Below are 21,362 nucleotides of genomic sequence, written 5' to 3'. Positions count from 1 at the left end.
TATGCGGAGAGTCACCGAGGCCCTGAAACGGCCCATGTCGCGCGGTGTCCCCTACCGCACGCGCGTGCCGTGCGGCAGCGGGCCCGAGGTCTCCTCGGTGAAGTCGAGGAAGCGCTCCATCTCGCGCACCGTCTCGTCCGTGGCGTGCGCCTCGGCGCTGAGCGCATCCAGCTGCCGGTTGACGGTCTCCGGGTCTCGGATGGCGATGGACTGCTCGTGCGTCAGCCGCATCAGGTCCTCGATGCTCGCCAGTTGGTGGCTCACCACCTCGCGGCTCTCACTCGCCTGCTCGAAGCGCGCCAGCCTCCGCTTCAGGATGTCCAGCCGCTTCTCCTTCACGTCCTTCAGCCGTGGATTCGCCTCCTGCGCCACCTCCGCCTCCAGCAGGCGCACCTCCTTCTCCAGCGACTGCCGCTCCGCCGAGTTGAGGTACGTGCGGTACTGGTTCAGCGTGGAGATGAGCCGCAGGAATGACGTCAGCAGCGTGTCCAGCCGCTGCTCGCTGCTCGCCGACAGCACCCGCCCGCCGGGCAGCTTCGCGTAGTTGGCGAGGATCTTCTCCTTCAGCCCCACCAGCACCTGGTAGTGCTCGCGCTGCGAGGGCGCCAGATCCGCCAGCAGCGACTCCATCTGCTGCCGTGCCGCCTCCTCGTCCTTCGCTCCCGGCTGGCTCGCGCGCACCGCGCGCTGGAAGCGCTTCGAGGAGATCGCCACCCCCAGGTACACGCCCTCCACCCCGAGCGCCACCAGCGACGGCAGCAGCTCTCCCGTCATGGCGGAGGACGCTCCGGCGGTCAGCAGTCCCACCAGGTTGGCGGGCATCAGGAAGGCGGCCTTCAGGAAGTTCGGAGTGCGGGCCACGGAAGTCCTCGCCAGGGAGGCGCCTCGCGGACAGAGGGCTCAGGGCCCTCGCGCCTCCGACACGTATTTCAGCGCTCCGAGGTCGCGGGTGTCCTCGGCCGGCACAACCGCCGCCGTGCGCTTGATCTTTCGATAGAGCGCCGAGGCGCTCTGGAAAAGCTCGTCATAGGTGACGGGCGCCTCGCCGGAAAGCCCGAAGAAGGCCCGATTGTCCGCCAGTGTCGCCGGAGGCGCGCTGCGGATGGCCTCGGTGGGGTCACCCAGGTAGGGCGCCACCTCGCCCAACAGCCGCGCGCCGGGCCCCGGGTCCTTCAGGACGGCGCCGCTCGCGTCCAGCAGCCCACGAATCAGCCGGCGCACCGCGTCCGGATAGCGCGCGGCGTAGTCCCCCCGCGTCACCAGCACCGTGGCCAGCAGGTGCGGCGCATCCGCCGTGGTGGCCAGCACCGCGCCGCCCCTGTCCCGCGCGGCCAGCTCCACGTCGCCCCACAGCCCCGCCACCGCGTCCGCCCGGCCCTCGCGCAACGCCCGGCCCGCGTCCAGCGTGGAGGGCAGGTCCACCCACCGCACGTCCGCCATGCGCAGGCCCGCGCGCGACAGCACCCACAGCGTGAAGTAGTACGAGGAGCTCGTGGGGTACACCCCCAGCCGCTTGCCTCGCAGCGAGGCCAGGTCCGGCACTCCCACCGCCGCCAGCGCCTCCTGCCCCCGGCTGCGCCCCAGCAACATCACCGTGCGTGGCGCCGCGTCCCGCAGCGACGGCATCCACGCCGCCAGCCGGTCCACCGAGATGGCCGCCATGTCCACGCCACCGTGCTCGGCCCCCACCGACAGCGCCTGCCGCAGCTCCTCCTCGGTGGGGAAGACGACGGCGCGCGCGTCCATGGCGTACGCCGTCTTCAGCACGCCCTGCGCCGCGCCCGGCGGAGGCCCGGGGTTGTCCAGCGTCGAGGCCCCTCCGGTGGCCAGCAGCAGCGCCGCCGCCGAGCCACGCGCGGTGAAGCCGATGAGCGTGGGCCGCAGCGGCACCGAGGCCACGTCCGCCACCGGTGCCGCCACTCCCGCGGGGAAGTCTCCCGGAGACAGGCGCACGGCCTCCTTCGCCGCCGGGAAGAAGCGCGCCTGCAGCCGATCCAGGTACCCCAGCCGCGAGGCCAGCAGGTACCCCACCGCCAGGACACACAGGCCGACGAACGGGGTGAGGCCGGGTCCGCGTTGCACTGCCATCAGAGCGGCCTCCTCCGTCCCACGGGACTACTTGATCTCCACCTTCTTGCCGATGGTCTTCTCGGTGCCACCACCGACCTCGGAGACCGGCGCGGGGCTGTCCAGGCCCATCTCCATCTTCATCTGCTTGACCAGGTCCATGGCCTGGAGGCGCTCGGCGTCCTCCTCGATCTGCACGGCCTGGTGGTCCACCGACTCGAGCGCCATCTGCATGCGCGCCTCGTTGACGGCGGCCTTCTCCTGGACCTTGCGCAGCATCTCGTCGTGCGTCTGGTCGATGCCGGCGACGGTGAAGGACTCCATCGCGTCGGCCACCTTGGACTGCCACTGGGCGCGGCGCGCGTCGCGGATGGCGTTCATCGCCTCCTGCGTCTTCTTCTCCTTCTCGCGCATGAAGACCTTCTTCAGGTTCAGCGCCTTCTCGTACGCCTGCTTCGCCGTGGCCAGCTGCAGCTCGTTGCGCTCCAGCGCCCCCTTCTCCGTCTGCAGCTTGGTGGCGTACTGCGCCGCCAGGTCATCCCGGCCCGCCTGGATGGCCGCCTTCACCTTGGCCGTCAGCTCCCGGATGTCCTGGTTGTACTTCGCGTTCTCCTTCTCCAGCAGCGTCACGTTCGCCCGCACCATGGCGATGGACTCGTTCATCTTCGGGACCTGATCGTTCAGGTCACGCACGTTCTGCTCGAGGATGAGCTCAGGATCCTCGATGGAGGAGACGAAGAAACCGAAGAAGCTCCGCATTGCCCTTCTGAATCGATGCCACATGGCGGCTGACTACCTCCTCCCAAAATCGAGTCCCACGACCTTACACCAACCCACCGTCTTTCCACGTATGGCGTATGCCACGGATCTACGCTCGGCGAACGGTGGTGATTGCCAGCCGACGCCCGGGGGGCCCTCCCAGGCTCGCTCGGAGTGCGAGCGACCCCTACCCGCGAGGCGGGCGCGGCCTCACCGGCGGGTCCGGGAGGCGATACGCCCGGCGTGCTGGCGGGCACTGGAGGCCACGGAGGCCGCATCCAGGGTGAGCAGGACGCGGTCCTTGAGGACGAGCTTCCCGTCGATGAGCACGTGCACCACGTCGCGGGACTGGGCGGAGTAGACGAGCGGCGAGAGCACGTCCCGGGGGTCGGACGGAGTGGAGTGCAGGTCGGAGAGGTCCACCACGGTGATGTCCGCGCGCTTGCCCTCCTCCAGCGAGCCCACCTCCGCCTCCAGGCCCAGCGCGCGAGCGCCGCCGAGCGTGGCCATCTCCAGCACGCGCTCCGGAGGCATGCCCCGGGGCCCCACCCGTGGCTTGTGCAGCAGCGCCGCCAGCCGCATCTCCACGAACATGTCCAGGTTGTTGTTGCAGGGCGCGCCGTCCGCGCCGAGGCACACCGTCACTCCCGCGTCCAGCAGCTCGGGCACCGGGGCGATGCCCGAGGCCAGCTTGAGGTTGGAGCCGGGGCAGTGACACACCACCGTGCGCGAGTCCCGCAGCAGGCCCCGCTCCTCCTCGGTGGGCCACACGCAGTGGGCCAGCGTCACGTGCGGGCCCGTGAGGCCCAGCTCGTGGAAATACGCGATGTTGTCGCGGCCCACCCGCTCGCGCACCACGTCGCACTCGGTGCGGTTCTCGCTGGCGTGGGTGTGGATGCGCACGCCCTTCTCCCGGGCCAGGCGCGCCACTTCCTTCAGCAGCTTCTCCGTGCAGGAGAGCACGAAGCGCGGCGCGAAGGCGTAGCGCAGCCGGCCTCCGTGGGTGCCGTGCCAGCGCTCCAGCAGCGCCAGGCTCTCCGCCAGTGAGGCCTCCGTGGACTCGTGCAGGCCGGTGGGCACGTCGGAGGCGTCCATCATCGCCTTGCCGCCGGTGAGCCGGAAGCCGCAGTCCCGGGCGGACTCGAAGACGGTGTCGTAGTGGCGCACCGTGCCCATGTCGAGCGCGGCCGTGGCCCCCGAGCGGATGAGCTCGGCGAAGGTGAGGTCCGCCGAGGCCCTCAGCGAGTCCGCGTCGTGCCCGGCCTCGAAGGGCCAGATGCGCTCGCGCAGCCAGTCCAGCAGTTCCAGCCCGTCCGCGCGGTTGCGAAAGAGCGTCTGGCAGGCGTGCAGGTGCCCATGGATGAAGCCGGGCAGTACCACCTTGCCGGTGACGTCCAGCACGCGCAGGCCCGCGCCTCGCGTGCGGATGTTCCGCCCCAACCGGGCGATGCGCCCATCCTGGATGAGGACATCGGCTTCCGCGAGCACCTCGCGCTCACGGTTCATGGTGACGATCAGGCCGTTGGTCAGGAGCAGGTCCACGGTCCGCCGGGTCTTATCACGGACCGCCGCCCCCACCGGCCCGGGGCTTCGTCCTGAATCCGACACGACACTCCCCCCAGGCGCGTAATATTTGTAAATAAATTACTTTCTGAAAAAATTGACAGACCGGTTCTCTCCCAGCAAAACGCGCACCCAGTAGTAAATCTTTACCCCGGGAGAAGAGCCCATGAAGAGACTGATACCCTGTCTTGTCACGGTGGCGTGTACCGCGGTGCTCACGGAGGCGGCGCCGGTCCAGGCCGCCACGCAGCAAGCCCAGGCCAGCAGCGCCATCCTCGTGCAGGGCTTCCACTGGAACTCCGCCAGCGCCACGAGCCCGAACTGGTACGGCGTCCTTTCCAGCAAGGCGTCGGACCTGGGAGCCATGGGGTTCACGCACGTGTGGTTCCCGCCGCCGAGCGACTCGGCGGCCAAGGAAGGCTATCTGCCCCGGCAGCTCAACGTCCTCAATTCGAGCTATGGCAGCGAGACCGACCTGAAGAACGCCATCACCGCCTTCAACAACAGCGGGGTGAAGGTCGTGGCGGACGTCGTCATCAACCACCGGGTAGGCACCGCCAACTGGGCCGACTTCACCAACCCCAGCTGGGGCAGCTACGCGGTGACGTCCAACGATGAGTGGGGCCAGGGCACGGGGGCCGTGGACTCGGGCGATGGCTACGGCGCCGCGCGCGACCTGGACCACAGCAACTCGGTGGTGCAGGGAGACCTCAAGAACTGGCTGAGCAGCCGGCTCAAGGGTGTGGGCTTCAGCGGCATCCGCTACGACTATTCCAAGGGCTACGCCCCGGGCTACGCGAAGCTCTACCACGACGCCATGGCGCCGGACTTCTGCGTGGGCGAGGTGTGGACCGACCTCAACTACAGCAACGTGGATGCTCACCGGCAGCTGTTGATCAACTACATCGACGGGACGGGCGGGACGTGCGGCGTGTTCGACTTCACGACGAAGGGCCTGCTCAACCAGGCGCTGACCTACAACGAGTACGGACGGCTGAAGGACGGCACGAGCAAGCCGGCGGGTGGCATCGGCTGGTGGGCGCAGAAGATGGTGACGTTCGTGGACAACCACGACACGGGCCCGAGCGAGAACTGCAACGTCGGGCAGCGCCACTGGCCCGTGCCCTGCGACAAGGTGATGCAGGGCTATGCCTACGTGCTCACCCACCCCGGCATCCCCGCAGTGTACTACCCGCACATCTATGACTGGAACCTCAAGGCGGCCATCAAGGCGCTGATGGACGTGCGCAAGGCGCAGGGCATCACCTCGACGTCGACGGTGGCCATCCAGCGGGCCGAGAACGGCCTGTACGCGGCCATCATCAATGGCAACACGGCGATGAAGATCGGCGGCACGGACTGGAATCCGGGCACCGGCTGGACGCTCGCCGCGTCCGGAAGCGGCTACGCGGTGTGGACGAAGGGGGGCACCGGCGGTGGGACGTGCACCACGGTGTCGGTGTCCTTCAGCATCGCCAACGCCAACACCACCTTCGGGCAGGATCTCTACGTGGTGGGCAACCAGACCGTGCTGGGCAACTGGACCCCGGCCAGTGGCTTCAAGCTGACCATCCAGGGCACCGGCGCCAACGCCACCTGGAGCGGCACGGCGCAGCTGCCGCCCTCCACCGCCACCCAGTACAAGTACGTGAAGTGGAATGGTTCCACGGCGGCCTGGGAGAGCAACCAGACCACCACCAGTGGCAACCGCGAGTTCACCACTCCGGCCTGTGGCAGCACCGCCACGCGCAACGACGGCAACTTCAAGCTCTGAGCCCCCGTCGCCTCCTCCGCGCACCCCCTCCTATACGCCACCCGACACAGGCGCATTCGAGGGGGTGCCGCACCGCGCCACGCCGCACCAGCATGAGCCGCGGCCCATCACCGGAGGAGAGAATGGATTCGTCGCGCAGGGAGTTCTTGCAGCTGGCCGGTATCGCGGCGCTCGCCGCGGGAGCCGGAGTCGCGGGAGAGGCCGAGGCCGACCAGGGCAGCGCCGCCCCGGCGCCGGATGCCATCCCCATGCGGCCGTTCGGAAAGACGGGCGTGAAGGTCTCGGCGCTCGGCATCGGCGGCTTTCACATCGGCGCACCGAAGGATGAGCAGGTCGGCATCCGCATCATCCAGGAGGCGCTCGACGCGGGCATCAACTTCCTGGACAACGCCTGGGACTACAACAAGGGCCGCTCCGAGGAGATCATGGGCAAGGCCCTCCAGGGAGGCCGGCGTGACAAGGCGTTCCTGATGACCAAGGTCTGCACGCATGGCCGTGGCAAGGACGTGGCCATGAAGCAGCTGGAGGACTCGCTGCGGCGGCTCCAGACGGACCACCTGGACCTCTGGCAGATCCACGAGGTCGTCTACGCCAACGACCCGGAGCTCCACTTCAAGAAGGGCGGAGTGGTGGAGGCGCTGGAGCTGGCGAAGAAGCAGGGCAAGGTCCGCTTCGTGGGCTTCACCGGGCACAAGCACCCGGATCTGCACCTCGAGATGCTCCGGCACGGCTTCCCGTTCGACGCGGTGCAGATGCCGCTCAACGTGTTCGACGGCACCTTCCGCAGCTTCGAGCAGCGCGTCCTCCCCGAGGTCCTCCGGCGGAAGATGGCCCCTCTCGGAATGAAGAGCCTGAGCGGCAACGCCGAGCCGGTGAAGAAGGGCGTGGTGACCCCCCAGGAGGCCATCCGCTACGCGATGAGCCTGCCGGTGGCCGTCACCATCAGCGGAATCGACTCGCCCGAGGTGCTCCAGCAGAACCTGGCCATCGCGCGCGGCTTCAAGCCGATGACGAAGGAGGAGATGGCGGCCCTGCGCAACCGGGTGGCGCCACTGGCCGCCGACGGGCGCTTCGAGCTGTTCAAGACGTCGATGCAGTTCGACGGGAACGAGGGGCGGGAGCAGCACGGCTTCCCGCCCCAGGGTCAGCTGGGGTAGCTCGACCCGGCCGGGGGGCGCACGTCACGGTGCCCCTCCGTCAGAGGAAGTCGCTCGTGAAGGCGTGCGGCAGCAGCTCGCCCAGCGAGTAGCGCGCCTCGTCTCCCTTGAGGTTGCGGCTGCGCACCGGCAGCTCCTTCGGGGCGAACTCCAGCATCACCTGCCGGCACATGCCACACGGGGGGCACGGGGTGGGCGTGTCCACCACGATGGCTATCGCCACCGGCCGGCTGCGCCCCTGCGCCACTCCGGCCGCCAACGCGCCACGCTCGGCGCACACGGAGAGCCCATAGGAAGAGTTCTCCACGTTGCAGCCCGTCACCACCGAGCCGTCCGCGTAGAGAACCGCCGCCCCCACCGGAAACCGGGAGTACGGCGCGTGCGCGCGCTCGCGAACCTTCGTCGCCGCCTCGAACAGCTGCTCCCAGGGAATCTCCGCGCTCATGCGCCACCTCGTGGATTGGACTCCGCCAGCTCGAGGTCATCGAGATAGCGGGCAATGCGCATCTCCGCCTCCACCGGCAGCTCCAGGAAGCGCGCGTGCGCGGACGAGCCCTTCGAGCCATGCCCCACGTTCAGCACCTCGCCCCGGAGGAGGAACTCGTCGATGGAGCCGGGCAGCGTGAAGCGGACCTCCACCTTCGAGCCCACCGGCAGGGCCGCTCCGAACCAGGCGAAGCCCCCGAGCGACAGGTTGCCCTCCCGGGACTCGAACATGTCCGCGGTGTCCGCCCGCCTCACGAGGAAGCGCATCGACACACGGGGAGATTCCCGCCGCTCGTCATCCGACACCCGGATTCTGTCATTGGACTGCTCGTTCATGCCTTGCTCGCTCCCGCTCGGGCCACCGTGGGAAGGAAATCCTCGAGGAGTCGGGTGAAGAGATCCTTCACCCGGTGGGCCGTCTCGGCCACTTCCTCGTGCGTCAGGGGCTTCCCGCCGATGCCCGCCGCCAGGTTGGTGATGCAGCTCACGCCCGCCACGCGCACTCCCATGTGGTTGGCGGCGATGACCTCGGGCACGGTACTCATGCCCACCGCGTCCGCGCCCAGGTGGCGCAGCATGCGGATCTCGGCCGGCGTCTCGTAGGCCGGGCCGGCGAGGATGGCGTAGACCCCCCGCTTGAGCTCCACGCCCACGCGCCGCCCCGACTCCCTCAGCTGGGCCTGGAGGACCGCCGGGTAGGCCGTGGTCATATCCGGGAAGCGGGGCCCGAGCCGATCGTCATTGGGCCCGGTCAGCGGGTTGTATCCCGACAGGTTGAGGTGGTCGGTGATGACCATCAGGTCACCCGGCCTGAAGTCCAGGTTCACCCCACCCGCGGCGTTGGTCACCACCAGCGTGTGGATGCCGAGCGCGCACAGCACCCGCGCGGGGAAGGCGACCTGGGCCGGGGTGTAGCCCTCGTAGGCGTGCACGCGGCCCTGCATGGCGACCACCGGCTCACCGCGCACGCGGCCCAGCACGAGCCGGCCCGCGTGGCCCGGCACCGACGAGTGGGGGAAGTGCGGCAGGTCCGCGTAGGGGAGGACCACCTTGTCCTCGAGACCGTCGGCGAAGCCGCCCAGCCCGCTGCCGAGGATGATGCCCACCTTGGGCGCGATGCTCCCGGCCCGCGCTCGGATGGCCCCTACCGTCTCCTGCACCTGTTCGTAGAGCCCCATCGTCGCTCCGAATCCTACTCCAACCGCTCCACCACCAGCGGCCGGGACGCGGGGGCCTGGGGCCCGAAGTGATAGGCCGCGAGCAGTCGCTCCTTCACCTCCTTCACCGGTCCCTCCTCGCTGAAGTGGATGCGGACGATCGGCTCCCCCGCCTTCACGGGCTCGCCCACCTTGCGCAGCAGGGTGAAGCCCACGGCCGGGTCGATGATGCTGTCCACCCGCTGGCGCCCCGCGCCGAGCACCACCGCCGCCATGCCCACCGCCTCCGTGTCGATGGCCGTGACGAAGCCCCCCTGCGACGCCAGCACATCCACCGTGGAGCGCGCCCGCGGCAAGAGTCCGTAGTCGTCGATGGCCCGAGGGTCTCCCCCCTGCGCCTGGACGATCTCCTTGAACTTGCGCACCGCGCTCCCGTCCTGGATGGCCCGCGCCAGCTTTTGACGCGCCTCGTCGACGGAGGCCGCCTTGCGCCCCAGCACCAGCATCTCCGCGGTGAGCGCCAGCGTCACCTCCGTGTAGTCCTCCGGCGCCCGGCCGCGCAGCATCTCCACGGCCTCCACCACCTCCAGCGCGTTGCCCACCGCGCGGCCCAGCGGCTGATCCATGTCCGTGAGCAGCGCCGTCACCTTGCGGCCCATCTCCGCGCCAATGCCAATCATCGTCCGGGCCAGCGTGCGCGCGTCCTCCACCTTCTTCATGAAGGCCCCGCTGCCCACCTTCACGTCCAGCACCAGCGCGTCGATGCCCTCCGCCAGCTTCTTGCTCATGATGGAGCTGGCGATGAGCGGAATGCAGTCCACCGTGGCCGTCACGTCCCGCAGCGCGTAGAGCTTCTTGTCCGCCGGGGCGATGGAGGCCGTCTGGCTGATGAGGCAGCACCCCACCTCGCGCACCAACCGGCGGTACTCGGACACCGGCACGTCCATCCGGAAGCCAGGGATGGACTCCAGCTTGTCCACCGTCCCTCCGGTGTGCCCCAGGCCCCGGCCCGAGATCATCGGCACCGGCACCCCGCAGGCCGCCGCCAGCGGCGCCAGGCTCAGGGACACCTTGTCCCCCACCCCGCCCGTGGAGTGCTTGTCCACCTTCACGCCCGGTGTGTCCGACAGGTCCACCACCTCGCCGGACTCGAGCATCGCCCTCGCCCAGGCGCCCAGCTCCACCGCGTCCAGCCCCCGGAAGAACACCGCCATGCACAGGGCGGACATCTGGTAGTCCGGCACCGCCCCCGAGGTGTACGCCTCGATGAACGCCCGGATGTCCTCGGGCGCCAGCTTCTTCCCATCCCGCTTCGCCTTGATGAGCTCGTAGGGTCTCACGGCTACAGGCCATAGCAGGAAGGCGGCCAGACATGCACCGGGAGAAAGGCCCGCCGTCACCCACCTCCCATCTGATAAAGGTGGACTGTGTTGATCTCCCTCCAGCACATCCACAAGCGCTTCGGCGCCGTGACAGCCCTGGACGACGTGTCGCTGGACATCGCCGCCGGGGAGGTGCTCGCCCTGGTTGGCGAGAACGGCGCCGGCAAGTCCACCCTGATGAACGTCCTCTATGGGCTCTATCAGGCCGACTCCGGTGACATCCTCGCCAATGGTCAGCCGGTGCGTCTGCGCAGCCCCAGGGACGCCATCGCCCGGGGCATCGGCATGGTGCACCAGCACTTCATGCTCGTCCCCACCCTGACGGTGGCCGAGAACGTGGTGCTCGGCCGCGAGCCCTCGCGCTGGGGACGGTTGGACCTGGACCGCGCCTGCGCGGAGGTGGCCGCCACCTGCGAGCGCTTCGGCTTCAAGCTGGATCCCCGCGCCCGGGTGGACACCCTCACGGTCGGCTCGCAGCAGAAGGTGGAGATCGTCAAGGCGCTCCACCGGGGCGCCCAGGTGCTCATCCTCGACGAGCCCACCGCCGTGCTCACCCCCCAGGAGTCGGACGACCTCTTCCGGGTGGCGCGCGGCCTGGCGGCGGGCGGGCGCACGGTGGTCTTCATCAGCCACAAGCTGCGCGAGGTGTTGAGCGTGGCCGATCGGGTCGCCGTGATGCGGCGCGGCAAGCTGGTGGCCGAGGTACGCGCCGCCAACACCAGCTGCGCGGAGCTGGCCGCGTTGATGGTGGGTGAGTCGCGCGTCCCCCAGGCCGAGGCCCAGACGTACCACCCGCCCCAGGGAGAGAAGTTGCTGGAGGCCAGGGGCCTCCGGGCGCGAGGGGCCGACGGGCGGCCGGCGGTGCGCGGGGTGTCCCTGGAGGTGCACGCGGGAGAAATCGTGGGCATCGCCGGGGTGGACGGCAACGGCCAGCGCGAGCTCGCCGAGGTGCTCACGGGCCTGCGCCCCCTGGACGAGGGCGGAGGCCACCTGTTGGGCGCGCCGCTCACGGGGCTGACGCCCGCCGAGGCCCGGCACCGAGGCGTGGGGCACGTGCCCGAGGACCGGCTGTGGCGCGCGGTGGTGAAGGCCATGACGGTGGAGGAGAACGTGGCCCTGGGGAGACAGGACCAGGCGCCCTTCGCCAAGGGGCTCCGGGTGGACTTCGAGGGCCGGCGCGAGCGGACCCAGGGGCTGCTGAAGGCCTATGACGTGCGGCCGCCGGACCCGATGGTGCCGCTGCAGGCGCTCTCGGGCGGCAACCAGCAGAAGGTGGTGGTGGCGCGCGAGCTGGACGCGGCGCCGAAGCTGCTCGTGGTGGTGCAGCCCACGCGCGGCCTGGACATCGGCGCGGTGGCGCAGGTGCAGGCGAAGCTGCGCGAGGCGCGCGACCGGGGCGCGGGTGTCCTGCTCGTTTCGTTGGATCTGGAGGAGGTCCTGGCCCTGTCCGACCGCATCTATGTCTTCTTCGAGGGGCGCGTCACCGGCACCTTCACCCGCCCCGAGTTCGACGAGCGGGAGATCGGCCGGCGCATGCTCGGCGGCAACGGCCAGGAGGTGGTCCATGGGTGACCGGCTGCGCGCGGTGCTCCCCTCCGTCCTCTCCGTGTTCCTGGCCCTGGCGGTGTGCTGGGTGTTCATCGCCCTCACGCGCGACGCGGAGACGGCCACCGGGGCCTACCTGCACATGCTGCGCGGAGGCCTGGGCGACTGGGCGGCGTACCTCGACGGGGGCCGCGTCACCCTGCTGACCCGGCCTCTCGGCGAGGCCACCATCAAGGCCGCCCTGCTCCTCTTCACCGGGCTGTCCGTGGCGGTGGCCTTCAAGGTGGGCCTCTTCAACATCGGCGCCCAGGGGCAGATGCTGGTGGGCGCGCTCGCGGCGGCGGTGGTGGGCGCCCAGCTGGCGCTGCCTTCCGCGCTGCACATCCTGGCGGCGCTGCTCGCGGCCGGCGTGGCCGGCGGCCTGTGGGCGCTCATCGCCGCGGTGCTCAAGCTCACCCGCGGCGTCCACGAGGTCATCTCCACCATCATGCTCAACTGGGTGGCGGTGAGCCTGGTGGACAACTGGCTGGCGGTGGGTCCCCTCCGGGCCGGAGCCGGCACCAACCTCTCCACCACGGGCACCGCGGAGATCGCCACCAGCGCGCAGCTGCCCCGGCTGATGGGGGAGATGTCGCGCCTGCACCTGGGCTTCCCGCTGGCGCTGGCGGTGGCGCTGGCCATCTGGGTGTGGCTCGCGCGGCTGCGCCAGGGTTTCGAGACACGCGCGGTGGGCCTGGGCCCCGAGGCGGCCCGGGCCGCGGGGATTCCCGTGGCCCGCCGCACCCTCGAGGCCATGGGCCTGGCGGGAGCGCTCGCGGGCCTGGCCGGCGCGGTGCTGGTGCTGGGCACCGAGTTCCGCTACCCGGGCTCCCTGGGCGCCCCGTACGGCTTCGACGGCATCGCCATCTCGCTCATCGGCGGCAACCACCCGCTGGGCGTGGCGCTGTCCGCCCTCTTCTTCGGAGTGCTGCGCGCGGGCGGCACGCGCATGCAGCTGCTGGGCGTGCACAAGAGCTACCCCGAGCTCATCCAGGGCCTGGCCCTGCTCTTCGTCGCGGGCCGGATGGTGTGGCTCGCCCTGCTACGCCGACGGGTGGTGCCCACGGCTCCCAACAAACAGCCGGAGCCGAGCCCGGAGGTGCCCCGTGCTTGAAATCCTGGAAGCCCTTCTGGCCTCCACGCTGGAGTACTTCCCCGCGCTCCTCTTCGGCGCCCTGGGAGCCACGCTCTCCGAGCGCTCCGGCGTGGTGAACGTGGGCGTGGAGGGGATGATGCGCGCGGGCGCCTTCTGCGCGGCCGTGGCGGCCATCACCGTCCCCACCCCCCTGGGCGTGCTGGTGGGCATGCTCGCTGGTGGCGCCATGGCCGCCGTGCACGGCTACCTGAGCATCCGCTGGCGCTCGGACCAGGTGGTGTCCGGCATGGCCCTCAACCTCGTGGCGCTCGCGGGCGGCACCTACCTCCTCGAGGCCCTCTACGGGCCCAACGGCACGCCCCCCATCCAACAGCTCACCCGCTGGCACCTGTCCTTCCTGTCCCACGTGCCCCTGCTGCGCGCCTTCTCCGGCCACTCGGCCCTCACGTGGATCGCCCTGACGCTGCCCTTCGCCTTCCACCTGATGCTGTACCGCACGCCGCTAGGCCTGCGGCTGCGCGCCGTGGGCGACAAGCCCCACGCGGTGGCCACCCTCGGCCTGTCCGTGCCGGGGCTGCGCTGGTTGGCCGTGGTGGGCGGCGGCATGCTCGCCGGGCTGGGCGGGGCCGCCCTCTCCACCGCCGTGCTGGACCGCTTCGAGCAGCACACCCCGGCCGGCCTCGGCTTCATGGCCCTGGCCGCCACGGTGTTCGGCCGGTGGACGCCCCTGGGCGCCTTCTTCGCCTCGCTCTTCTTCGCCGCCGGCAACGCGCTGCGCATCGGCCTGGCCTCCAGCGCCCCGGGCCTCGCCGAGGTGGTGCCCCAGGGCTTCCTCCTCGCCCTGCCCTACCTGCTCACGCTGGTGCTGCTCGCCTTCCAGGGCCAGCGCACCCACGCCCCCGCCGCCCTCGGCACCCCCTACGAGCAGGAATCCCGCTGACCGGTGCGCCCAGCCACGGCCCGGGTCTCCCTGGACCCGGGTCACCCGAGACTGCGAGTTGCCTCCGACCCACCCTCGCGTCCGAGGCAGAGGACGGGTGCGGCGGGCGTTTCAACGGGTGACGCCCCAAGTTCGTGAATTTCCAGCAAAAAGGAGCCCACCGTCTCCCGCCGGACATACGAGGCGTGAAGGCCACCCAGACGGCATGCGCATCGCATGAACTATGTGGCACGCCAGGGGGGTGGGTACGCGGCGAAGCCGAGGGGCTCGTGAAGGGTCCTCGGCTCAGCGACTGGCGCTGGACGCGAGGGTGGTGGGGACGGGGGACGGAGGAGAGAGGTCGGCGTCCTGGGACGAGGGAGGGGGGCCCGACGTGAAATCAGACACACACGAGACACGAGGTGACGCGATGAGCGCGGTGGCGATGGCCTATGGGCCGCGGCGGATGATGGCGACGAACGGCGAGGGCCGCGGTCATCTCAGCGCGGCGGGCGCCCTGGACGGCACCGACGTGCAGCACCTGGATGTCTGCGCGCTGACGCGGCACGCGGTGGCGCTGCTCCAGGCCACCGGGCACGTGGAGACCCGCGAGGTGCAGTTGGAGCTGCCGGCGGAGCCGGTGTTCGCGCGGGTGAGCCGGCAGCGGCTGGAGCAGGTGCTGCTCCACCTCATCGCCGACGCGGTGGATGCGCGCCGGAGCGGAGGGGACAGCATCCGCGCCGTCCGGCTGACGGTGGAGCCGCAGGACGACTTCGGGGACTACGGCCCCACCTTCCGCGTGCACTACCCGGCACGCGAGCTGCCGGAGGCCGAGGCGACCGCCCTCGCGCGGGAGGCACCCCAGGCGGGCCTGAAGATGGCGCGCGAGCTGGTGGAGACCCTGGGCGGAGGCTTCAAGGTGAAGAGCGTGGGGCTGACGAGCACCACCGTCACGGTGGAGCTGCCGGACCAGGGCACCGCGAGCTGGTAGCGCTCGCGGGCCCCGTGGTGGCGGCTACAGCCGGTAGGCGATGCCGAACATCGCCTCCATGGTGAAGCGCGCCCGGCCCCGGTAGCGGAAGTCGTCGTAGGGGAAGATGGACGGTCCCATCCGCACGTTGAAGGTAACGGCGAGGTTGCGGTCGACGAAGTACTCCAACCCGCCGCCCACGAGGATGGGGAAGACGGGGCCGCCCCCCGAGCCGAAGATGACGTAGAAGGGAACATCCAGGCCCACGTTGAGCATGAGCGCGCTGCCCACGGGGATGCCCACGGTGAGGGCGATGGGCAGCGACAGCCCCACGTCGGTGTAGCGCTCGTAGAAGTAGAAGAAGGGCCCGGGGGCGAAGCTCAGGCCCAGGTTCACCCGCGACGACTCCAGCAGCATCAGCCGCAGCCAGGCCTGCAGCTTCAGCCCCGGCACCACGCTGGTGACGATGCCCTCGCGGCCGTAGTTGAAGCTGAGCTTGCCGCCGATGTCGAACTTGTTCGTGGCCCCGTGCAGCAGGCCCAGAGACAGGCCCGGCCAGCCCACCTGGCCCACCAGCGCGGTGCCATTGCCCAACGTCTGGCCCGACAGCACGGACCAGCCCTGGCCCCGGCCGTACGACACGCCCTCCTGCGCCATCGCGACGCTCGAGACGCACAGCAGGCCCAACAACACACCCATCGAAATACCGCGTTTCACGCACCCACCTCCGGCTGCCCCCGCTCGCGCGCCAGCGCGATGAAGGCGTCGATGAACTGTCGGAGCCGGGCCTCTCCCCGGGCGCGCGCGGCTTCCACCGGCTCGCCGGAGCCCAAGGTCTCCTTCAGCTCGAAGTAGTATTTGATCTTCGGCTCCGTCCCGGACGGACGCGCCGTCACCCGGCCGCCGCCCTCCAGCTCGAAGGCGAGCACATTGGACGGAGGCAGCTTCTCGCCCTTCTTGTAGTCCAGCACGCTCCTCACCGGCAGTTCCCCCACGCGCGTGGGCGGCGAGCGGCGGAAGCCCTCCATGATGCGCGAGATGACCTGCGCACCCTCGGCGCCCGGGAAGGTGAAGTTGCGCTGCGCGCTCACGTACAGGCCGAAGCGGCGTTGAATCTCCTCCAGGTAGCCGAGCACCGTCGTCCCGCGCGACTCGCACCAGGCGGCCAGGTCCGCGAACACCAGCGCCGCGCCGATGCCGTCCTTGTCCCGCGTCACGGTGCCCACCGTGTAGCCGAGCGCCTCCTCGTAGCCGAAGACGAACTGCGTGCCCTCGGCCTTCTCGCGCTCCAGGGCCCGGTTGGCGATCCACTTGAAGCCGGTGAGCACCTCGTCGTACGCGACGCCCAGCTCCTGGGCGATGGCCCCGAGCTGCGTCGAGGACACGATGGTGGTGATGACGTGGGGCTTGCCCCGCCGCGTGGGCCCCTGCACCAGCACGTAGTGGCCCAGCAGCACGCCCACCTCGTTGCCGGTGAGCATGCGCAGCTTCCCCGCCCCGTCGCGCACCATCGCCGCCAGCCGGTCCGCGTCCGGGTCGTTGGCCAGCACCAGCTGCGCCTTCACCCGCTCGGCGGTGGCCGTGGACAGGTCCATGGCCCCAGGCTCCTCGGGGTTGGGGAAGCGCACGGTGGGGAAGGCCCCGTCCGGCTGCTGCTGCTCGGCCACCACGTGGAAGTGGGAGAAGCCCGCCCGCTTCATGGCCCGCTCCATCCACACGCCGCCCACGCCATGCATGGCGGTGTAGACGATGGAGAGCGAGTCCGAGCCGCGCCCATGCACGCGCAGCTTGAGGATGGCGTCCAGGTACGCGTCGCCCAGCGAGTCCGGCACGTCGCTCCACAGCCCGCGCGCGTGCGCCTCCGCGGGGGACAGCAGCTCCACCTGGTTGGCGGGCTCCACCTTCGAGATGAACGAGGCGATGCCCCTGTCATGGGGCGGGATGATTTGAGCGCCGTTGCCCCAGTACACCTTGTAGCCGTTGTACTCGGGCGGGTTGTGGCTGGCCGTCACCATCACCGCCGCCGCGGCGTTGAGGTGCAGGCAGGCGAAGGCGGTGAGGGGCGTGGGCGCCAGCTGGGGGAAGACGTGCGCGGGGATGCCCTCGGCGGCGAGCACGCAGGCGGTGTCCTCGGCGAGCTCGGCGCTCAGCCGGCGGCCATCGCGGCCCACCACCACGCCCCGGGTGGTGACGTCCGGGACGGTGGCCTTGAGGTAGCGCGCCAAGCCCGCCGTGGTGCGCCGCACCACCGCGCGGTTCATCCGGTTGGGCCCCGCGCCCATCACGCCGCGCAGGCCCGCGGTGCCGAACTCCAGGTCGCCCGCGAAGCGGTCCGCCATGTCCGCCCAGTCGCCGCGCGCGAGCACGCCCCGCAGCTCCTCCACGGTGGCCGGGTCCGGGTCCGCCCGCAGCCACGCCTCCGCCTTCTCCTTCAATCCCGTCACGTCCATGTGCACCCCTCCATAAGGCCGGTCACGCGTGGTGCCGTGTGCCGCCTTCCCCGTCTGTTCAGCGATGGTCAGACCCGGCGTGGTCTCAGGTGTAATCGGTGAGCTTGCGTCGGGTAGGACCCCCCTTGGGAGCATCCTTCTGACCCTGGCAGTTCACGCAGAACTCCGCGTAGGGCATGGCCTCCAGGCGGCCGGGGAGAATCGCGTCGCCGCACTCCTCGCACTCGCCGAAGGAGTCCGGCTCATCGCGCAGCTTGCCCAGCGCCTTCACCACGCGCTGCAGCACGCCGTCCATGTTCCGGTTCCGGCTGGAGGCGATGGCCTGCATCATCTCGTTGAGCGGCTGCTCGTCCTCGTCCCCGCCCACGCGCGACTCGTCCGTGCGGTTGGGTTCGATCTTCGCTGGCGCCTTGCCCGTCAGCTCCGCGTGGAGCGCCAGCAGCTTCTGCTTGAACTTCTCGCGCTGTGCCTCGGTCACGAGCCCTCTCCACCCGGTGGCTAGTACTTCGCGGTGGACCTCTCGCCCGACACGATGGCCACGGACGCCGAGGCTCCCAGGCGGTTGGCCCCCGCCTGAATCATCTTCAGGGCGTCCTCCGCCGAACGGATGCCGCCGGAGGCCTTCACCCCCACGTCCTCGCCCACCACCTGGCGCATGAGCGCCACGTCCTCCACGGTGGCCCCACCGGAGCCAAAGCCCGTGGACGTCTTCACGAACGCCGCGCCCGCCGCCTTGGACAACACACAGGCGGCGATCTTCTCGTCCCGTGAGAGCAGGCTCGTCTCGAGGATGACCTTCACCGGATAGGGCCGGCTGGCCTCCACCACCTGGGAGATGTCCTCCAGCACGAGCGTGTAGTCGCGGGCCTTGAGCGCGCCGACGTGGACGACCATGTCGATTTCCCGGGCCCCGGCGGCGATGGCCTCGCGGGCCTCGAAGGCCTTGGCGCTCGAGAGGGCCGCGCCCAGGGGGAAGCCCACCACGGCGATGGGCACCGAGCGCGAGCCGGCCAGGATGCCCGCCACCGTGGCCACGTGGGACGAGTTCACGCACACCGTGGCGAAGCCGTGCTCCGCCGCCTCGCGCGCCACCCGGGCCACGTCCTCGCGGGTGGCCTCGGGCTTGAGGAGCGTGTGGTCGATGTACGGCGCCAGGTCGGCGTTGCTCCGGATGGACTCGGGCGCGACGCGGGCGGTGCGGACGGATGGAGCCCCCTGCCCCTGCCTGCCCGCCTGGGAAGCTGGCGGGTTGCGGCGGACGTGGTCGGCGATCTCCTCGACGAGACGCTGGATGTCTTGAGCCTCGGCCATGGGGCGCGGTCTAACCCAGTCCGAGCCGCTCGGGAAGCACCGAGACGGCCACGTGCAGGTCACGCAACGGATGTCCTCCCCATGGGGTAGAGTCCCGCCCACCATGGCCTTCGTGAGGCTCCTCCTCGCTCTCGTCGTCCTGCTCGGCGCCCTGCCGGGCCTGGCGGCCACCACCTCCGCGCCTCGACCCGGGTCCCTCACCGTCTACTTCTTCGACGTGGGCCAGGGGGACTCGACGCTCATCGTCTCGCCCACCGGAAAGACGGTCCTCATCGACGGCGGCACGCCCGAGTCCGACGACAGGCTGGTGGCCCGCGTGCGCGAGCTCGTCCCGGGGCCGCTGGACATGGTCATCCTCACCCACCCCCACCTGGACCACCTGGGAGGCCTGGCCAAGGTCATCCAGGCGGTGGGCGCCAGGCGCTACATGGACCCGGGCTTCGACCACCCGAGCGAGGCCTACCGCAAGCTGCTGGACGTGGTGGGCAGGAAGGTGGGCCAGGTGATGACGCCCACGCCCAACCCCAGCGCGCCCGAGACGCTCCTCACCATCGGCCTGGGCGAGGGCGTGACGCTCACCATCCTCTCGCCGCGCATGCCGCAGGAGGCGTTCCTCACCCGCACGCGCTCGGACGTCAACGCCAACTCCATCGTCGCCAAGCTGACGTACGGGAAGACGGCGTTCCTCTTCGTGGGAGACGCGGAGCCGGAGACGGAGGAGCACCTGCTGGGCAAGCCCATCGACTTCACCTCCACGGTGATGAAGGTGGCGCACCACGGAGGACGCTACTCGTCCACCGCGCCCTTCCTCGCGGCGGTGAAGCCCCAGGCGGCCATCATCTCCTGCGGCGCGGGCAACGACTACGGGCATCCCACGGACGAGGCCCTCCAGCGGCTCGGCGCCGTGGGCGCGCACATCTTCCGCACGGACCTCCAGGGCGAGGTGGTCGCGGTGAGCAACGGCGCCACCGTCACCCTCACCCCGAGCAAGGGGAAGGCCTCGCCCACCGTCGTCACCGGCCGGGTGGAGGGCCCCGTCGCCACCGGCCCCATGCCCACGGGTGCCTCGCGCGCGAACAGGGTGGCCCCCAAGGTGGTCCCCGCCCGGGGCACGCTCCCGGAGGGCGGCACGACCACGGTCGCGGCCTCGGCCCGGGGCTCGGGACCGGGCTACGTGAGCCTCAAGGGCAGCAAGGTGTTCCACCGCGAGGACTGCTCCACGCTCAAACGCGCGAAGACGAAGGAGCGCACGGTGTACCCGACCCGGGAAGAAGCCCTGCGTGAGCGCCGCGCCGCCGAGGATTGCGACCCATGAGCCGACACGTCCGTACCCTGGCCGTCCTGCTCGGAGTGCTGCTCGCGAGCGCCTGCGAGCAGCAGCCCGCCCCCGCCGACGGACAGAAGCCCTCGCCCACCCTGGCCCGGCGCTACTTCGGCAGGCCCGCCGACGGGAAGCTGCACGTCTACTTTTTCGACGTGGGCCAGGGAGACGCCACCCTCATCGTCTCGCCCACCGGGCGCACGGTGCTCGTCGACGCCGGCCCCGCCACCGCCGGCACGCACCTGGCCAACCGGCTGCCCGAGCTGCTCACCGACAAGCTGGACCTGGTCGTCCTCACCCATCCGCACCCGGACCACTACAGCGGGCTGGCGGCGGCCGTGGGCGCGGTGGGGGCGCGCAAGCTGCTCGAGCCCCAGTTGCCCAACACCCTCTCGAACTACGACGCACTGCTCACCTCGCTCGCGGGCAACGGGGTGGAGGTCTTCTCGCCCTCCCCGTCCTCGGCCGACGAGCCCCTGCGCCTGCCACTCGGGGGTGACACGGAGCTGACCGTCCTCTGGCCGCGCGCGCCCACCGAGCCGCTGCTCGTGGGGGACTCCGCCCAGGAGCTCAACTCCATCGTCCTGCGGCTCACCTACAAGGACACCGCCGTGCTGCTGACCGGCGATGCACGGGAGCGGACCGAGAGCCACCTGCTCGAGCGCAAGGCCCCGCTGCGCGCCACGCTGCTGAAGGTGGGGGCCCATGGCGACGGCGCGGCCTCCAGCGCGCCCTTCCTCGACGCGGTGCACCCCGGAGCGGCCATCATCTCCTCGGGGGTGAACCCACGGGGCAATCCGGCGAAGGCGGTGTTGGATCGCATGGTGGTGCAGAAGATCCGCGTCTTCCGCACCGACCGGGATGGAGAGGTGCACGCCATCAGCGACGGCCAGCGCTTCACCCTCACCACGCAACGGCATCCCGCGGGCACGCCGGCGGGCACCAGCGAGGTCTTCGCGGGGCTCGGCGACTCCGCGCCGGCCACGCAGCCCGCACTGGCGGCCCTGAAGCCCACGTCGGGGCAGGTCGCCCTTCCCGCGGCGGTGACGAAGGGCAAGGAGGCCGAGGCGTCGCGCACGGCCGTGGCGCCCGCCAGGAGCCAGGGCAACGTGGACATCAGCCTGGACGATGGGCCCACGCCGGCCCCGAAGGTGGTCCGGAACGAGCGCCCCGCCCCGATGAAGAGGAGCGGGAAGACCCAGTACGTCGCCAGCCGCAACAGCAAGCTCTTCCACCTGCCGGAATGCCGCTCCGCCAAACGCATCAAGGAGAAGAATCTCATCTCCTTCCCCAACCGGGACGAGGCCATCGCCCAGCACTACGAGCCAGCCAGGGACTGCAAGCCCTGAGGAGGGACTCCCCGCGC

The 21,362-nt window shown here is 70.6% G+C and carries 20 protein-coding genes; 8 read left to right on the top strand and 12 right to left on the bottom strand.

The window, feature by feature from the left end:
* Window positions 1-51: 51 nt before the first annotated feature.
* The 4 genes from JRI60_RS12565 to JRI60_RS12550 form a co-directional block, all read right to left on the bottom strand.
* A complete protein-coding gene (locus JRI60_RS12565; RefSeq protein WP_204226087.1) occupies window positions 52-861 on the bottom strand; it encodes a hypothetical protein in 810 nt (269 codons plus the stop codon).
* A 39-nt stretch (window positions 862-900) separates the two neighbouring features.
* Window positions 901-2,088, bottom strand: a complete 1,188-nt coding sequence (locus tag JRI60_RS12560) for an ABC transporter substrate-binding protein (RefSeq protein ID WP_204226086.1) — start codon at window positions 2,086-2,088, stop codon at window positions 901-903.
* A gap of 27 nt (window positions 2,089-2,115) precedes the next feature.
* Window positions 2,116-2,850, bottom strand: coding sequence for a PspA/IM30 family protein (locus JRI60_RS12555; protein WP_204226085.1), 735 nt, complete (start codon window positions 2,848-2,850; stop codon window positions 2,116-2,118).
* Window positions 2,851-3,036: 186 nt separating this feature from the next.
* Window positions 3,037-4,368 (bottom strand): 5'-deoxyadenosine deaminase, encoded by a 1,332-nt coding sequence (locus JRI60_RS12550; RefSeq protein ID WP_204226084.1) that lies wholly within the window; start codon window positions 4,366-4,368, stop codon window positions 3,037-3,039.
* A 187-nt stretch (window positions 4,369-4,555) separates the two neighbouring features.
* Between JRI60_RS12550 and JRI60_RS12545 the strand changes: the two genes are divergently transcribed.
* The gene (locus JRI60_RS12545; RefSeq protein WP_204226083.1) at window positions 4,556-6,163 is read left to right on the top strand and encodes a carbohydrate-binding module family 20 domain-containing protein; all 1,608 of its coding nucleotides are present in this window, start codon (window positions 4,556-4,558) and stop codon (window positions 6,161-6,163) included.
* Between the two features lie 122 nt (window positions 6,164-6,285).
* On the top strand, window positions 6,286-7,320 hold the full coding sequence (locus JRI60_RS12540; protein WP_204226082.1) for an aldo/keto reductase: 1,035 nt from the start codon (window positions 6,286-6,288) through the stop codon (window positions 7,318-7,320).
* A 40-nt stretch (window positions 7,321-7,360) separates the two neighbouring features.
* Here JRI60_RS12540 and JRI60_RS12535 read toward each other — a convergent pair whose 3' ends face one another.
* From JRI60_RS12535 to JRI60_RS12520, 4 genes are read right to left on the bottom strand one after another with little or no spacing between them, the layout of a single operon-like run.
* A complete protein-coding gene (locus JRI60_RS12535; protein WP_204226081.1) occupies window positions 7,361-7,765 on the bottom strand; it encodes a cytidine deaminase in 405 nt (134 codons plus the stop codon).
* Complete coding sequence (locus tag JRI60_RS12530) at window positions 7,762-8,142, bottom strand: PilZ domain-containing protein (protein ID WP_204226080.1); 381 nt, start codon at window positions 8,140-8,142, stop codon at window positions 7,762-7,764. Before JRI60_RS12530 ends, JRI60_RS12535 begins: the two co-directional genes overlap by 4 nt.
* Complete coding sequence (locus JRI60_RS12525; RefSeq protein WP_204226079.1) at window positions 8,139-8,984, bottom strand: purine-nucleoside phosphorylase; 846 nt, start codon at window positions 8,982-8,984, stop codon at window positions 8,139-8,141. Before JRI60_RS12525 ends, JRI60_RS12530 begins: the two co-directional genes overlap by 4 nt.
* A gap of 14 nt (window positions 8,985-8,998) precedes the next feature.
* The gene (locus JRI60_RS12520; protein WP_204226078.1) at window positions 8,999-10,303 is read right to left on the bottom strand and encodes a thymidine phosphorylase; all 1,305 of its coding nucleotides are present in this window, start codon (window positions 10,301-10,303) and stop codon (window positions 8,999-9,001) included.
* A gap of 159 nt (window positions 10,304-10,462) precedes the next feature.
* On the opposite strand from JRI60_RS12520, the gene JRI60_RS12515 reads away from it, so the two are divergent.
* From JRI60_RS12515 to JRI60_RS12500, 4 genes are all read left to right on the top strand, one after another.
* On the top strand, window positions 10,463-11,917 hold the full coding sequence (locus JRI60_RS12515) for an ABC transporter ATP-binding protein (RefSeq protein ID WP_239470781.1): 1,455 nt from the start codon (window positions 10,463-10,465) through the stop codon (window positions 11,915-11,917).
* Window positions 11,910-13,043: an ABC transporter permease gene (locus tag JRI60_RS12510; RefSeq protein ID WP_204226077.1), complete on the top strand. Its 1,134-nt coding sequence runs from the start codon at window positions 11,910-11,912 to the stop codon at window positions 13,041-13,043. Before JRI60_RS12515 ends, JRI60_RS12510 begins: the two co-directional genes overlap by 8 nt.
* A complete protein-coding gene (locus tag JRI60_RS12505; protein WP_204226076.1) occupies window positions 13,036-13,965 on the top strand; it encodes an ABC transporter permease in 930 nt (309 codons plus the stop codon). The genes JRI60_RS12510 and JRI60_RS12505 overlap by 8 nt, the downstream gene beginning before the upstream one ends.
* A 373-nt stretch (window positions 13,966-14,338) precedes the next feature.
* Complete coding sequence (locus tag JRI60_RS12500) at window positions 14,339-14,935, top strand: sensor histidine kinase (protein WP_204226075.1); 597 nt, start codon at window positions 14,339-14,341, stop codon at window positions 14,933-14,935.
* A 24-nt stretch (window positions 14,936-14,959) separates the two neighbouring features.
* Here JRI60_RS12500 and JRI60_RS12495 read toward each other — a convergent pair whose 3' ends face one another.
* From JRI60_RS12495 to deoC, 4 genes are all read right to left on the bottom strand, one after another.
* On the bottom strand, window positions 14,960-15,631 hold the full coding sequence (locus JRI60_RS12495) for a hypothetical protein (protein WP_204226074.1): 672 nt from the start codon (window positions 15,629-15,631) through the stop codon (window positions 14,960-14,962).
* A complete protein-coding gene (locus tag JRI60_RS12490) occupies window positions 15,628-17,364 on the bottom strand; it encodes a phospho-sugar mutase (RefSeq protein WP_204226073.1) in 1,737 nt (578 codons plus the stop codon). Before JRI60_RS12490 ends, JRI60_RS12495 begins: the two co-directional genes overlap by 4 nt.
* 85 nt (window positions 17,365-17,449) lie before the next feature.
* The gene (locus JRI60_RS12485; protein WP_204226072.1) at window positions 17,450-17,842 is read right to left on the bottom strand and encodes a TraR/DksA family transcriptional regulator; all 393 of its coding nucleotides are present in this window, start codon (window positions 17,840-17,842) and stop codon (window positions 17,450-17,452) included.
* A 20-nt stretch (window positions 17,843-17,862) separates the two neighbouring features.
* Window positions 17,863-18,675 (bottom strand): deoxyribose-phosphate aldolase, encoded by an 813-nt coding sequence (gene deoC / locus JRI60_RS12480; RefSeq protein ID WP_204226071.1) that lies wholly within the window; start codon window positions 18,673-18,675, stop codon window positions 17,863-17,865.
* Between the two features lie 103 nt (window positions 18,676-18,778).
* Between deoC and JRI60_RS12475 the strand changes: the two genes are divergently transcribed.
* Entirely contained in the window at window positions 18,779-19,990 is a 1,212-nt protein-coding gene (locus JRI60_RS12475; protein ID WP_204226070.1) for a ComEC/Rec2 family competence protein, read from the top strand.
* Window positions 19,987-21,345 carry a ComEC/Rec2 family competence protein gene (locus JRI60_RS12470; RefSeq protein ID WP_204226069.1) on the top strand — a complete coding sequence of 453 codons (1,359 nt, stop codon included), beginning with the start codon at window positions 19,987-19,989 and terminating at the stop codon, window positions 21,343-21,345. Before JRI60_RS12475 ends, JRI60_RS12470 begins: the two co-directional genes overlap by 4 nt.
* Window positions 21,346-21,362 lie beyond the last annotated feature (17 nt).

This window comes from Archangium violaceum (assembly GCF_016887565.1).
Taxonomy (GTDB): Bacteria; Myxococcota; Myxococcia; order Myxococcales; family Myxococcaceae; genus Archangium; species Archangium violaceum_B.
This window is presented reverse-complemented; position numbering and strand designations above follow the sequence as displayed.